This window comes from Pseudomonas fluorescens (assembly GCF_001902145.1).
Lineage (GTDB): Bacteria > Pseudomonadota > Gammaproteobacteria > Pseudomonadales > Pseudomonadaceae > Aquipseudomonas > Aquipseudomonas fluorescens_BV.
The window spans coordinates 129,816-144,052 of record NZ_MRST01000023.1 but is presented as its reverse complement, the minus strand read 5'-3'; the positions used below and the strand labels follow the sequence as shown (position 1 = coordinate 144,052).

The following is a 14,237-nucleotide window of genomic DNA, read 5'->3' as shown; positions in this document are numbered from 1 at the left end:
TGCAAGCTGCAAGAAAAAGCCCATGACCTGTCATGGGTTTTTTTATGGCTCAGGAAAAGGTCGCGGCTCGTTGTTGGTAGGCCTCGGCCATGGCGCGAATTCGCGGGTCATCGGCCCGTGCCAGCGCCTTGTGCGCCGTTTGTAGAAACTTGAGATTCCCGCCTGCCAGCGCCTTGTGCAACCATTCCAGCGCCGCGTCGATCTGGCCGCTGTCGGCCAGCACCGCCGCATGGCTGAACTGCCCGCGAAAATCCCCTGCCTCGGCTGAGCGGCGATACCACTCAACGGCCACCTCAACATCCTTTGGGCAATGCTGCCCATCTTCCAGGTAACGCCCGAGCAGGTTCATCGACTTGGCATGGCCCTGTTCGGCAGCCTGGCGATACAGCGCCAGTGCTTGTGCCTGGTCCTCAACAACGCCACGGCCGGTAGCCAAGAGGTTGGCGTAGTTGTACTGGCCCCAATCCAACCCGGCGTGGGCCGCCAGGCGATATTCCCGCGCTGCGGCGGCTTCATCGACAACGCAGCCCCAGCCATGCTCCCGGCAACGCCCGATCATATTGCGGGCCATCAGGTGCCCGCCCTGCGCGGCAATCTGGAACCAGCGCAGCGCCAGGGGCTCGTCGCGGGCAATGCCGCGCCCTTCCAGCAAGATTTGCCCGAGCAGGGCCTGGGCCTCGACCACACCTGCCTTGGCGGCGATCAGGATGGCCTGGGCGGCGCGCACCGGGGAATCGTCGAGCATGGACTGTAATTGCTCGACATTGAGCACTTCCTGGCGACGCAATAAAAAGCCCATCTCAGACCTCGACCCAGCGGCGCAACAGGTTGTGGTAGGTGCCGGTGAGCTGGATCAGCGCAGGGTGGTCGGGGACGTCGCGGGTCAGTTGCTGGATCGCGCCGTCCATCTCGAACAGCAGGGTGCGCTGGCTGTCTTCGCGCACCAGGCTTTGGGTCCAGAAGAACGAGGCATAGCGCGCGCCACGGGTCACCGCGTTGACTTTGTGCAGGCTGGAGCCGGGGTACAGCACCATGTCGCCTGCGGGGAGTTTGACCCGCTGCAGGCCGAAGGTGTCCTGGATCTCCAGTTCGCCGCCGTCGTACTCGTCGGGATCGCTGAAGAACAACGTGGACGACAGGTCGGTACGCACGCGCTCATGACTGCCTTTGGGTTGTCGCACCGCGTTGTCGATATGAAAGTCGAAACTGCCGCCAGCGGTGTAGCAGTTGAGCAGTGGCGGGAAGACTTTGTGCGGCAGCGCCGCCGACATGAACAGTGGGTTGCTCCACAACCGTTCCAGCATCGCCGCGCCGATTTCCTTGGCCAGGGGGTGGCCTTCGGGTAACTGCAGGTTGTGCTTGGCCTTGGCCGACTGGTGCCCGGCGGTGATTTTGCCGTCAGCCCATTCGGTTTCTTCCAGGGCCTGGCGAATGCGCAGCACCTCCTCGCGAGAGAACAGGCCGGGAATATGCAGCAACATGGGGCAATACCTGCGATCTGAGGGGCGTCAATGGTATTGATTCTTATCCACCCTGTAAAACACGGGGACGAACGAGAACGCAAAATCCGTAAAGAAAAAGTGTAAAGAATGTAAATTTGATGCGAATAGCAATACATCGCAATTGATACAAAGTCTTGTTGGCCCTATATTCCGCGGCCTCACATCCTTGGGGAAGGGACACGTCATGTCGCGCACTATTCTAAAAATACCGGCCAGTTCACCACGCATGCTGGCCTCCGCCATTGGCGTTGCCCTCAGCGCCAGCTCTGCCGCCCACCTGGCGCAGGCAGCGGAAAACACCGAGCAAAAAGGCGAGCGCAACCCTATCTCCCTCGGCGCCACCAACATCACCGGGCAAGAGCAGGACAACACCTCCTACCAGGTAGAAAAAGCCTCGTCGCAGAAATACACCGCGCCGCTGGTGGACACGCCGCGCTCGGTCACTGTGGTGCCGCAACAAGTACTCAAGGACACCGCCGCCACCTCGCTGCAGGACGCCTTGCGCACCGTACCGGGTATCACCTTCGGCGCCGGTGAAGGTGGCAACCCTCAGGGCGACCGCCCGTTCATCCGTGGTTTCGACGCCCAGGGCGATACCTACCTCGATGGCGTACGCGATACCGGAGGCCAGAGCCGCGAGATCTTCGACATCGAGTCCATCGAAGTCAGCAAAGGCCCGAACTCTTCGTTCGGCGGCCGTGGCTCGGCCGGTGGCAGCCTCAACCTGGTGAGCAAGACCCCGCAAGCGCGGGACTTCACCAACGGCGGCTTTACCTACGGCTCCGACCAGACCCGCCGCTACGTGCTCGACGTGAACCGCCAGTTCCTGGACGACAGCGCGGCATTCCGCCTGAACCTGATGAGCCATGAACAAAATGTGGCTGGCCGCGATGCGGTGAATTACGACCGTTGGGGCGTGGCGCCGTCGCTGACTTTTGGCCTGGGCACACCGACCCGTGTCAACCTCAGCTACTACCATATGGAAAGTGATGATCTGCCAGATTCGGGGATTCCCTACGGCTACGGTTCGTCGACCGCCACAGCCCACGTGCATGACAAACCCAACGACGGCGGCGACAGCAACAACTTCTACGGTTTGAAAAGCCGTGACTTCCGCAAGACCCGTGCGGACATCAGCACGTTCTCCATCGAGCACGACCTGAACGACAACATGACGCTCAAGAACACCCTGCGCCACGGCAGCACCGGCCAGGACTATGTGCTCACTCAGCCGGATGACAGCAAGTTCAACGTCAACCGCTACGGCACCGTCTGGCGTCGCGCCAACAGCCGTGTCTCCACCACGACCACAACCACCAACCAGACCGATCTGTTTGGCAGCTTCCAGGCCCTGGGCTTCAAGCACACTTACTCCACTGGCCTGGAATTTACCGGTGAAGAAACCCGTGTCAGCGGCTACACCGTCAGCCCTAACGCAAACCCGGTGTGCACAACGGCCAAGGGCAGCCTGGGCGGCCAGTGCACCTCACTGAGCAACCCGAACCCCGACGACGCCTGGAACGGCAGCATCGCGCGCAACTACAACGGTACCAACACCAAGGCCACCAGCCGCGCCGCGTATGTATTCGACACCATCGAACTCGACCCGAAATGGCTGCTGAACGTGGGCCTGCGCTACGACACCTTTGACACCGAAGCCAACACCAACGCCGTTGCCGGGCGCACCAAGATCAAGGACGACAGCCAGTTCTTCAACTGGCAAGCCGGCCTGGTCTGGAAGCCTCTGGAAAACGGTAGCATCTACGCCTCCTACGCGACCTCGGCCTCGCCGGCCGGTGGTTTGGTGGGCGAAGGCGCCGACGGCAACCCACTGTCTGCCGGTGCCGCCATCAGCGACTTGCAGCCAGAAGAAACCGTTAACTATGAACTGGGCACCAAGTGGGACCTGTTTCACGACCGCCTGTCGCTGACGGCGGCGGTATTCCGTACCGAGAAGAAGAACACCCGCATCCTGGTAGACGCACTCACCTACGAGAATGGCGGTGAATCCCAAGTCGATGGCGTGGAATTGTCGGCCAGTGGCAAGCTCACCGAGCACTGGCAAGTGTTCGCCGGGTACACCTACCTGGACAGCGAGTTGGTCAAATCCGGCCTCAACGGGCGTAACGGTGTAGTCAGCGCCGGCTCCAACAAAGGCAATCAAATGCCCAACACGCCGAAGAACTCCTTCAGCCTGTGGACCACCTACGACATCACCCCCAAGCTGACCGTCGGCGGCGGCGCCTTCTACGTCGATGAGGTTTACGGCGATGCCGGCAACACCGTATATGTGCCGTCCTACACCCGCTACGACGCCATGGCCAGCTACAAGCTGACCAAGAACGTCGACCTGCAATTGAACGTGCAGAACCTGACCGACAAGACCTACTACGACAAGGCCTACTCGGCGCACTTCGCCAACCAGGCGGCCGGTCGTACGGCGTTGTTGACCACCAGCTTCCACTTCTAAAAGCGGCAAGGTTCAGCCAAAAGCCCCACACATCGGATGCGTGGGGCTTTTGCGTGTTTCCCGGCAACTCACGGCATAATGCGCGCCGTGATCAGATATCCAGCTAAGCGAGGCGCTCCGACGTGTTGAAGAAAACCCTGTTCCAGTTGCATTGGTTCTTCGGCATCACGGCCGGGCTGGTGCTGGCCTTGATGGGGGTCACCGGGGCCGCGTACTCGTTCCAGGACGAGATCCTGCGGGCGCTCAACCCCACCGTGTTGAGCGTGCAGAAACGCGAGGCTGGTGTACTGCCGCCCGCCGAGCTGGTACGCAAATTGGAAGCGGCCGAAGGCAAGACCGTGGCCATGCTGTGGGTAGAAAGCGAAAGCGGCAACGCCGGCCGCGTGTCCTTCACCCCGCCACCGGGCGAGCGCCGTGGCCAGATGCGCTACTTTGACCCGTACACCGGCGACTACATGGGCGACGCGGTCGGCCAGGATGTGTTCGGTTTTATCCTGCAATTGCACCGCTTCCTCGCCATCGGCGACACCGGGCGCAACATTACCGGCGCCTGCACCCTGATCCTGTTGTTTTTCTGCCTCTCCGGCCTGTACCTGCGCTGGCCGCGCCAAGTGAAAAGCTGGCGTGTCTGGCTGACCCTGGACTGGCGCAAAAAGGGCCGCAGCTTCAATTGGGACCTGCACTCGGTATTCGGCACCTGGTGCCTGCTGTTTTATCTGTTGGCAGCGCTGACCGGGCTGTATTGGTCCTACGACTGGTACAACCGTGGCGTGACCAAGCTGCTGTCCGACGCGCCGCAGAACGAGCGCATGCGCAAGCGCGGCCTAGCCCCCGCAGGCCCTGCTCCCGTGGCCAACTACGACGCGATCTGGAGCAGCATCTACAGCAACGCCGGCCCCGACTTGAGCGCCTACAACATTCGTATGCCAGCGGTGGCCGGGCAACCGGCCACCGTGTATTACCTGCTCAAGGACTCGCCCCATGACCGTGCGCTGAACCAGATCAACCTGGACCCGGCCACCGGCGAGGTCAAATCCCACGACCGCTACGCCAGCAAGAGCCTCAAGGCGCAGTTGCTGACCAGCGTCTATGCGCTGCACACCGGCAGCTATTTCGGCCTGGTCGGGCGCATCGTCCTCACCGTCAGCTCACTGCTTATGCCGCTATTTTTCATCACGGGCTGGCTGCTGTACCTCGACCGACGCCGCAAAAAGCGCCAGGTCCGCGATGCCCGCAAAGGCCTGACAGATAGCCACAGCGATGCGCCGGCCTGGCTGATCGGCTTCGCCAGCCAGAGCGGCTTTGCCGAACAGCTGGCCTGGCAAACGGCCGGGCAACTGCAGGCTGCGGGCCTGGCGGTGAAGGTGCGCCCCCTGGGCAGTGTCAGCCCTGACGACCTCAGCCAGTCGCAAAACGCGCTGTTCGTGGTCAGCACCTTTGGCGACGGCGAAGCGCCCGACAGCGCCCGCGGGTTCGAGCGTAGCGTGCTTGGCCAGGCGCTGCCCCTCAAAGACTTGAACTACTCGGTGCTGGCCCTGGGTGACCGGCAGTACGAACATTTTTGCGGCTTTGCCCGACGCCTGCATTTCTGGCTGACCAACCAGGGCGGCACCCCGCTGTTTGCCCCGGTGGAAGTCGACAGCGGCGACACACTGGCGCTGCAGACCTGGCAACAGCAATTGGGCCAGCTCACCGGGCATGCTCCGACAGCGGCCTGGCCGACGGCCCAGTACGAAAACTGGACCCTGAGCCAACGCACCCTGCTCAACCCCGACAGTGTCGGCTCGCCCGTCTACCTGCTGGGTCTGACGTCCACGTCTGCACACAGCTGGCTGGCCGGCGATCTGGTGGAAGTGCTGCCGCGCAATTGCCCTTGGGCCATCGAACGCTTTCTGGGTGGCCTGGGCTTGGTCGGCAGCGACGGCGTGGTGATTGACGGCGTGGCCCACACCCTTGATCAGGCCCTGGCCACGCGCCAACTGCCGGACAACCGCACGCACCTGGTCGGCCTGCATGCCCAGGCATTGGTGGATGCGTTGGTACCGCTGGGCATGCGCGAATACTCCATCGCCTCGATTGCCAGCGACGGCGTGCTGGAGCTGATTGTGCGCCAGGAGCGCCACCCCGACGGTAGCCTGGGGCTTGGCTCCGGCTGGCTGACTGAACACGCCGCCCTCGGCTCGGCCATCAGTTTGCGCCTGCGGCGCAACAGCGGCTTCCATTTGCCCGACGCGCCTGTGCCACTGATTCTGCTGGGCAACGGCACCGGCCTTGCGGGCCTGCGCAGCTTGCTCAAAGCACGCATTGCCGACGGCCAGCAGCGCAACTGGCTGCTGTTTGGCGAGCGCAATATCGCCCACGACTACCTGTGCCAGGCCGAACTGCAAGGCTGGCTCGCCAATGGAGACCTGGCCCTGCTGGACCTGGCGTTTTCCCGTGATCAGGAGGAGAAGGTCTACGTACAGGATCGCCTGCGCGAGTCAGCGGATGTGCTGCGCAAATGGCTAGCGGACGGCGCGGCGATTTATGTGTGTGGCAGCTTGCAGGGAATGGCGACGGGGGTGGATCAGGCACTGGCCGACATCTTGGGCAATGAGGCGCTGGAGCGCCTGATCGAACAGGGCCGCTATCGTCGGGATGTCTACTGACCCCGCTAATGCCTGCCTTCTGTAGGAGCGAGCTTGCTCGCGAAAAACGTCAACGATAACGCGGGCTTCCTGAATAACGCGGCGTCTATGAGTTTTTCGCGAGCAAGCTCGCTCCTACAGTTTTGATTGCATTCCAATCAGGTCGGTTGCAGCTTTTGCTCGAACACTGAAACCCCGTCCAAGTCCCGCAGCATCACCGTCAACTCCGCAGTCTGCCCATCAATCTGCACCTCACCAAAAAACTGGAACCCGGCAAACGGCGAAGTGTTTTGCGCCGGTGGTGCCTTCTGGAATACCACGTGCGGGCCAAAGGTTTTATCCAGTGGGTTGGGCCCGAAGCTTCCGGCATTCAACGGCCCCGCCACAAACTCCCAGAACGGCTCGAAATCCTGGAACGCCGCCTGGTCCGGGTGATAGTGATGCGCCGCACAGTAATGCACATCGGCCGTCAGCCACAGGTGGTTGCGCACCTTGTGCTCATGCAGGAACCCCAGCAGTTCGGCGATCTCCAGCTCACGCCCTTGCGCCGGGCCAGGATCGCCATTGGCGATCGCTTCCCAACGCGCCACACCGGGGCTGACCTCACCGTCGGGCACGCCCAGGCCGATAGGCATGTCGGCGGCGACTACCTTCCACTGCGCTTGCGACGCCTTGAGTTCGCGCTTGAGCCAGTCCAACTGTTCACGGCCGAGAAAGGGTTTTTCTGCGCCCAGGTTGTCATCATTGGGCCCACGATAGCTGCGCATATCCAACACAAACACGTCCAGCAGCGGCCCATAACTGAGCTTGCGATAAATGCGCCCGCCACTGTCGGCGCTCTGTCGGCGCATGGGTGAGTATTCCAGCCAGGCCTGACGCGCACGGCCCACCAGCGTGTTGATATCGCGGGTCTGGTAGCGCTCATCCAGCTGTTTGCTCGATGACCAGTTGTTGATCACCTCGTGATCGTCCCATTGCCAGATCTGCGGCACCTCGGCGTTGAAGCGGCGCACGTTTTCATCCAGCAGGTTGTAGCGGTAGTTGCCGCGATATTCATCGAGGGTTTCGGCCACTTTGCTCTTGGCTTCGGTGGTGATGTTGCGCCAGATGCGCCCGCCTTCGGTGGTCAGTTGCGCCGGTACCGGGCCGTCCGCGTAGATGGTGTCGCCGCTGTGGATAAAAAAGTCCGGCAGGCGCAGGCGCATGGCTTCATAGATGCGCATGCCACCGATGTCCGGGTTGATGCCAAAGCCTTGGCCGACGGTATCGCCGCTCCACACAAAACGGATATCGCGGCGCTGTTGCGGCACGCTGCGCAAGTGGCCGAACCAGGGCTCGCTGGCGATGCCGGTCTGGGCGTCTTCGAAGTGCACGCGGTAGAAAATCGCCTGATCAACCGGCAGCCCCGTGAGTTCGACACGCGCGGTAAAGTCGGTGCGGCTGTCAGCCAGGGGCGAGACGAATCGGCGCGGGTTGCTGAACACGCTGCGGGTATCCCACTCCACCACCATCTTCGCCGGGCGGTCGCTGCGGCTCCAGATCATCGCGCGATCGCCCTGCAGGTCGCCCGATTGCACGCCGTCAGTGAGTTGCGGTCGGTCCTTCACCGAAGCGATCACCGCCGGCGCCAGGCCCGGCAACAGCAGGCCAGCGCCCACGGCTTGCATCACACGGCGGCGACCGAGATCGAAGTGGCTCATGCAGGTGCCCTCTTGAGTATCAAAAGGGCCACTAAAGCATGATGGGATGAAGCGCAGATGACAGGATCCAACTGTAGGAGCGAGCTTGCTCGCGAAAAACGTCAACGCTCACGCGGGCTTCCTGAATGAACGCGGCGCCTGTGAGTTCTTCGCGAGCAAGCTCGCTCCTACAGGGTATTGGTCAGGCAGCTACGGCCAGCTCGGCCGCTTCCGGCCGCTTGAGCACGGCATACACCAACCCGGTCAACACACTGCCCGCCACAATCGCCAACAAGTACAACAGCGCATGGTTCATCGCATTCGGAATCACCAACACAAACAACCCGCCATGGGGCGCGGCGAGTTTGCAGCCGAAGTACATCGACAGCGCACCGGTCAACGCACCACCGGCGATGCTGGCCGGAATGACGCGCAGCGGGTCTTTGGCGGCGAAGGGAATCGCGCCTTCGGAAATAAAGCACAGGCCCAGGATCATCGCCGCCTTGCCGGCCTCGCGCTCGGTCTGGGCGAACTTGCGCCGGGCCAGCAACGTGGCGATGCCCATGCCAATCGGCGGCACCATGCCAGCGGCCATGGTTGCGGCCATCGGCGCGCCGCTCGACGCGGCCAGCAGGCCAACCGAGAACGCATAGGCCGCCTTGTTGATCGGCCCGCCCAAGTCCACGCACATCATGCCGCCGAGCAAAATTCCCAGCAGCACCGCGTTGGTGGTGCCCATGGTGCTGAGGAAATCCGTCAGGCCCGTGAGCAAGCGGGCGACCGGTGGGCCCACCAGGTAGATCATCACCAAGCCGGTAAACAGGCTCGCCAGTAACGGGATGATCAGGATCGGCTTAAGCGCTTCCAGGCTCTGGGGCAGTTGCACCGCGCGGCTGATCAGCTTGACGCAATACCCGGCGACGAAACCGGCCAGGATGCCGCCGATAAACCCGGCCCCCAGCGTGCCCGCCAGCAGCCCGCCGATCATGCCGGGGGCCAGGCCGGGACGGTCGGCAATCGAGTAAGCGATGTAGCCCGCCAGCAGCGGCACCATCAACAGGAACGCCTGGTCACCCACGGATTTGAGCGCCGCCGCCAGGGTGCCAGGCTGTTCGAAGGCATGGATGCCGAACACAAACGACAAGGCGATCAGCAAGCCCCCCGCCACCACCATCGGTAACATGTACGACACGCCGGTGAGCAGGTGTTTGTAGACGCCGGTTTTCTCCGCCTTGGCCGGCGCACCGCTGGCCGCGCTTTCCACTGCGCCTTCGGCCAGCGCTTTGTTGAGGATGGCTTCGGATTGCTTGAGGGCAATGCCGGTACCACAGCGGTAAATCTTCTTGCCGGCGAAACGCTCGGTGGCGACTTCGATATCGGCCGCCAGCAACACCACATCGGCATCGGCAATTGCTTGCGGGCTCAACGGCGTGCGAGCGCCCACCGAGCCTTGGGTCTCAACCTGCAGGTCATAACCCAGGCGCTGAGCAGTCTGCTGCAAGGCTTCGGCGGCCATGAACGTGTGGGCCACCCCGGTGGGGCACGCGGTAATCGCGACGATACGCGGCGCAGCCTTGGCCGCCACCGGGGCGGCGTCGGCGATATACACCTGAGCCTCTTCGGCACCCCGGCGCAGTACCCCTTCGACGTCCGCCAACGCCTGGGCCGGCGTGCTCTGGAACACACGTTTACCGACAAAACGCTGCATATCCACCGGGGTACTGCTGACCAGCAGCACCCATTCGGCATCATCAATCGTCGCCTGGGACAACTGGCGCTCCGGGCGCTGCACATCGACGACTTCAACACTGGTGTGCAAGCCCATGCGCTGGGCGGCGGCGTCCAACAAGCGGGCGCACAGCACACTGGTGACCATGCCGTTCGGGCAGGCGGTAACAATGGCTAACTTCATCACAAACCCTCTTATTGTTCTGTCAGCGTGCGCACGTCGACGCCGCTTTCCAGACGCGCCAACTGCGCGTCATCGCTGATGCCAAAACCGATCTGTGTCACCGCCATCGCGGCAATCGCCGTGGCCCGGCGCAAGGTGTGCTCCGGCGTATCGCCACTGAGCAGACCGTGGAGCATCCCGGCCAGCAGCGAGTCGCCGGCACCCACGGTACTGGCCACTGCCACCTTGGGCGGCGTGGCGTGCAGCGCCGCACCTGGGCGGTACCAGGTCACGCCCGCAGCACCGTCGGACACCACCACATGTTCGACACCTTGCTGATGCAGTTGGCTGATGGCATCAGTGGCGTTACCCAAGGCCTCGGCCAACTCTTCGGTATTGGGTTTGACCAGCCACGGGCCAACCTCCAAGCCCAGGCGCAGCGCTTCGCCGCTGGTGTCCAGGGCGACTTTCAACCCGAGGTCTTTCAACGCCTCCAGCATCCCTTTAAACCACTGCGGGCTGACGCCGCGCGGCAAGCTACCGGCCACCACGACCGCATCGAACTCCGGGCCAATCATCGCGATCATCTTGAGCAGCGCTTTTTGCGCCTCTTCAGTCACCAGCGGCCCCGGTGCATTGATGTCGGTGACGCGTCCATCCTGTTCGGCAATCTTGATGTTGCTGCGGGTTTCGCCGGGGACACGGATGAAGGCATCGCCAAACCCACGGCGCTTGATCAGCGCATTGAACGCCTGGGGGTTGGCACTGCCGAGGAACCCGCCCACGCTGACGTAATGGCCCAGGTCCGCCAGCACTTGCGCCACATTCACGCCCTTGCCCGCCGCATGGGTGAGCATCGCCTCACTGCGATTGACCTCACCAGGTTGCAGGTGCGCCAGGCGCACCGTGAGGTCCAACGCCGGGTTCAGCGTCAGGGTCAGAATATTCGCCATCTAAACGGCCTCCACTAGGGCACGCACTTCGGCGGGCGAACCCACCGCCAGTGCTTGTTGCGCCAGGCTCTGGGCCTCGCTCAGACTGAATTCACGCACCCGCGCCTTCACTTCAGGAATGCTGCGGGCCGACACGCTCAACTCATCCACACCCAGGCCGACTAGCACCGGCACCGCCAGCGGGTCCGCCGCCAACTCGCCGCACACGCCAACCCATTTGCCGTGGGCATGGGCGGCGCGCACGGTGATGTCGATCAGTTGCAGGACTGCCGGGTGCAAGCCATCGGCCTGGGCCGACAGGGTCGGGTGGCCGCGGTCGATGGCCAGGGTGTACTGGGTCAGGTCGTTGGTGCCGACGCTGAAGAAGTCGACTTCCTTGGCGAGGACCGGCGCCAGCAACGCGGCTGAGGGCACTTCGATCATGATCCCCAGTTGCAGGTCCGCCACCGGAATCTCCAGGCGCAGGCGCTCGGTCATGTCCCGGGCGGCGCGCCACTCATCCACGCTGCCGACCATGGGGAACATGATGCGCAGCGGGCGGTTATCCGCTGCACGCAGCAGCGCCCGCAGTTGCGCTTCCATGATCTGCGGGCGTTGCAGCGTCAGGCGAATGCCGCGCACACCCAGGAAGGGGTTTTCCTCTTCGGCGATCGGCCAATAGGGCAAGGGCTTGTCGCCGCCCACATCCAGGGTGCGCACCACCAACGGGCGACCATTGAGGCCGTCGAGCACGCGACGGTATTCGGCCTCTTGGGTGGCCTCGTCTGGCGCCTGGGGGTGGGCCATGAAAATCAGTTCGGTGCGCAGCAGGCCAATACCTTCGGCGCCCTGCTCCACTGCACTGGCCACTCCGGCGCTTTCGCCAATGTTGGCGAACACTTCCACGGCGTGGCCGTCACGGGTCAGCGCCGCTTCATGGCGCTGGGCCGATGCGGCTTGCAAGCGCTGTTCGCGACTGTCGCGCTCCACGGTGGCCCGTTGCAGGGTGGTGGCGTCGGGGTCCACATGCAGGCGGCCGCGTTGGCCATCGAGCAACAACGGCGTGCCAGCCTTGAGCAGTAACACCGCAGCGCCAGCGCCCACCAAGGCCGGAATGCCCAGGGCGCGGGCAACGATGGCGCTGTGGGCGGTGGCGCCCCCACGGGCGGTGAGGATACCCGCCACGCGGGCCGGGTCCAGGCGCGCCACGTCCGAAGGGCCGACTTCTTCCATCACCAGGATGTAGGGTTCGCTCGGTTCCTGGACGCTTTCGACGCCACACAACTGCGCCAGTACGCGACGGCCGATGTCACGCAAGTCGGCAGCACGCTCGGCCAGCAAGGCATCCTGCAAGGCTTCCTGCTGCTTGGCGGCGGCTTCGATCACGCTCATCCAGGCGGCTTCGGCGCTTTCGCCTTGCTTGAGGCGGGTGTCGACTTCGTCGGTCAGTTCCGGGTCGTCGAGCATTTCCTGGTGGGTGATGAAAATCTCGCGGATGGCCTTGGCCTGGCTGCGTTCGATCAGGCCCTGGATATCCGTGCGCACGTCGCTCAAGGCGGTGTGCAGGCGCTGGCGTTCGGCGGCGGCGGACTCACCACGCAACGGGTAATCGAACACCTGCGGCACCTGGATATGGGCCGGGCCGATGGCGATACCCGGCGCGGCGGCAATGGCCTGGAGTTGGCTGCCGCTCAGTGGCGCGCTGAGCACAGGTTCGATGTCAACGTGCACTGGCTGTGCGCTCACCGTGGGCAACGGCTCGACCTCTTCGCCAAGGCCCTCCTCCACGGCGGCCAAGAGGGCCGGCAGCGCATCGCCGGCCACCGTCGGCTCGGCCACAAACTCCAGCACCTGACCACGACGTGCGCCGAGGCTGAGCAACTTGCTCAGGCTTTTGACCGACACGGCACCCACCGCGCCATCGACGATGCGTACGCGGATATCGCCGTCAAAACTTTTCGCCAATTGCGCCAGGATCTTGGCCGGGCGCGCGTGCAGGCCGTGGGCGTTGGCCAGGATAATACGGGCGCTGGGCCAGTCCGGCGGCAGTTCACCGCCCAGCACTTCCAGCACCGCGCGGCTGCTGGTGGCGCGTCCCAACTCCTGGCCGCGCCCTTCAATCAACAAGGCACACAGGCGTTCAAGCAGGGTCTGGTGCGCTTCACCGAGGCTCGCCAGGCAGAACAGGCCGTGCAAGGGCTGGCCGAGGTAACGCATGGGTTTGTCCGGCGTCACAAAGGCCAGGCCCGGACGCTTGACCGTCTGCTCGCTGTGCAACCACCACAGGCCATCGCCCAGGGGCAGCGCGTCGACTTGCTGCAATACGGCAGCAAAGCCATTGCTCACGCAGTCGGCCTGGCGCAGCAGGCGAGCACCGCGCCACACCAACTCTTCAAAATCATCGGCCGACACGCCCAGGCTGATCATCTGTGCATCCAGCGCCAGTTCCTGGGGCGCGCCTTGCAACAGTTTCAACAAAGCTTCGGCACTGCTGGCACGGCGCAACGCCTGGCCCAGGTCGGTTTCACCGAGGGCACGGGTGAGCAGTTGCAACAGGCGCAGGTGTTCATCGGACTTAGCCGCGATGCCAATCGCCAGGTAGACGATCTGGCCATCGCCCCAGTCCACCCCGTCGGGGAACTGCAGCAGGCGCACACCGGTAGAAAATACCTGGTCGCGGGTTTCTGGCGTGCCATGGGGAATGGCAATGCCTTGGCCGAGAAAGGTTGAACCTTGGGCTTCACGGGCTTGCAAGCCACTGAGGTAACCTTCGGCAACCAGGCCATCGGCCACTAATTTGTCAGCGAGCAGGTGCAAGGCAGCAGATTTATCCACAGCCCCCTGGCCCATGGATATCTGCTCTACAGTGAGCTCAAGCATGCCGTTCTCCTAGTTAGTGCGACGGGCGCACTAGGTATTGTTGTAGGTAAATATGTTCAAAATTAACTGACTGAGCGGTCAATTGGCAGTGGTCACTCAGTGGCGAACATCGTAAAAATACGCTTGCTGAAACGTTTAATCTAGAATTTATGGCAGATTACGCGTTAATTGCGCAAGCTTGAAGGGCCACTCGGCGCTTGCTGTGGGACATTGGTCGAATGCTGGAATCGGTTACGATTGGACAAAATGTCGGGGC

General features: G+C 63.1%; 8 protein-coding genes. 2 read left to right on the top strand and 6 right to left on the bottom strand.

Going from position 1 to position 14,237, the window contains the following annotated elements; genetic code table 11:
• Positions 1–49: 49 nt before the first annotated feature.
• Together BUE92_RS12475 and BUE92_RS12470 are read right to left on the bottom strand one after the other, a co-directional pair.
• Complete coding sequence (locus BUE92_RS12475; protein WP_073523992.1) at positions 50–799, bottom strand: tetratricopeptide repeat protein; 750 nt, start codon at positions 797–799, stop codon at positions 50–52.
• Between the two features lies 1 nt (position 800).
• Positions 801–1,481, bottom strand: a complete 681-nt coding sequence (locus BUE92_RS12470; RefSeq protein ID WP_034126270.1) for a Fe2+-dependent dioxygenase — start codon at positions 1,479–1,481, stop codon at positions 801–803.
• A 205-nt stretch (positions 1,482–1,686) separates the two neighbouring features.
• On the opposite strand from BUE92_RS12470, the gene BUE92_RS12465 reads away from it, so the two are divergent.
• Both BUE92_RS12465 and BUE92_RS12460 read left to right on the top strand, forming a co-directional pair.
• Positions 1,687–3,972, top strand: a complete 2,286-nt coding sequence (locus tag BUE92_RS12465) for a TonB-dependent receptor (protein ID WP_073523989.1) — start codon at positions 1,687–1,689, stop codon at positions 3,970–3,972.
• A gap of 122 nt (positions 3,973–4,094) precedes the next feature.
• Complete coding sequence (locus BUE92_RS12460; protein ID WP_073523987.1) at positions 4,095–6,620, top strand: PepSY domain-containing protein; 2,526 nt, start codon at positions 4,095–4,097, stop codon at positions 6,618–6,620.
• 137 nt (positions 6,621–6,757) lie between these two features.
• On the opposite strand, the gene BUE92_RS12455 is transcribed toward BUE92_RS12460, so the two are convergent.
• The 4 genes from BUE92_RS12455 to ptsP form a co-directional block, all read right to left on the bottom strand.
• The gene (locus BUE92_RS12455) at positions 6,758–8,299 is read right to left on the bottom strand and encodes an alkaline phosphatase D family protein (RefSeq protein ID WP_073523984.1); all 1,542 of its coding nucleotides are present in this window, start codon (positions 8,297–8,299) and stop codon (positions 6,758–6,760) included.
• 181 nt (positions 8,300–8,480) lie between these two features.
• Positions 8,481–10,190, bottom strand: a complete 1,710-nt coding sequence (locus BUE92_RS12450) for a PTS fructose-like transporter subunit IIB (RefSeq protein WP_073523982.1) — start codon at positions 10,188–10,190, stop codon at positions 8,481–8,483.
• A gap of 11 nt (positions 10,191–10,201) precedes the next feature.
• Positions 10,202–11,122: a 1-phosphofructokinase gene (gene pfkB, locus BUE92_RS12445; protein ID WP_073523979.1), complete on the bottom strand. Its 921-nt coding sequence runs from the start codon at positions 11,120–11,122 to the stop codon at positions 10,202–10,204.
• The gene (gene ptsP / locus BUE92_RS12440) at positions 11,123–13,981 is read right to left on the bottom strand and encodes a phosphoenolpyruvate--protein phosphotransferase (RefSeq protein WP_073523976.1); all 2,859 of its coding nucleotides are present in this window, start codon (positions 13,979–13,981) and stop codon (positions 11,123–11,125) included.
• Between the last annotated feature and the right edge of the window lie 256 nt (positions 13,982–14,237).

What these genes read in the sequence shown, in the direction of transcription:
- ptsP (WP_073523976.1), bottom strand. Translation starts at nt 13,981, where the DNA reads ATGCTTGAGCTCACTGTAGAGCAGATATCCATGGGCCAGGGGGCTGTG.
- BUE92_RS12475 (WP_073523992.1), bottom strand. Translation starts at nt 799, where the DNA reads ATGGGCTTTTTATTGCGTCGCCAGGAAGTGCTCAATGTCGAGCAATTA.
- BUE92_RS12450 (WP_073523982.1), bottom strand. Translation starts at nt 10,190, where the DNA reads ATGAAGTTAGCCATTGTTACCGCCTGCCCGAACGGCATGGTCACCAGT.
- BUE92_RS12470 (WP_034126270.1), bottom strand. Translation starts at nt 1,481, where the DNA reads ATGTTGCTGCATATTCCCGGCCTGTTCTCTCGCGAGGAGGTGCTGCGC.
- BUE92_RS12455 (WP_073523984.1), bottom strand. Translation starts at nt 8,299, where the DNA reads ATGAGCCACTTCGATCTCGGTCGCCGCCGTGTGATGCAAGCCGTGGGC.
- pfkB (WP_073523979.1), bottom strand. Translation starts at nt 11,122, where the DNA reads ATGGCGAATATTCTGACCCTGACGCTGAACCCGGCGTTGGACCTCACG.
- BUE92_RS12465 (WP_073523989.1), top strand. Translation starts at nt 1,687, where the DNA reads ATGTCGCGCACTATTCTAAAAATACCGGCCAGTTCACCACGCATGCTG.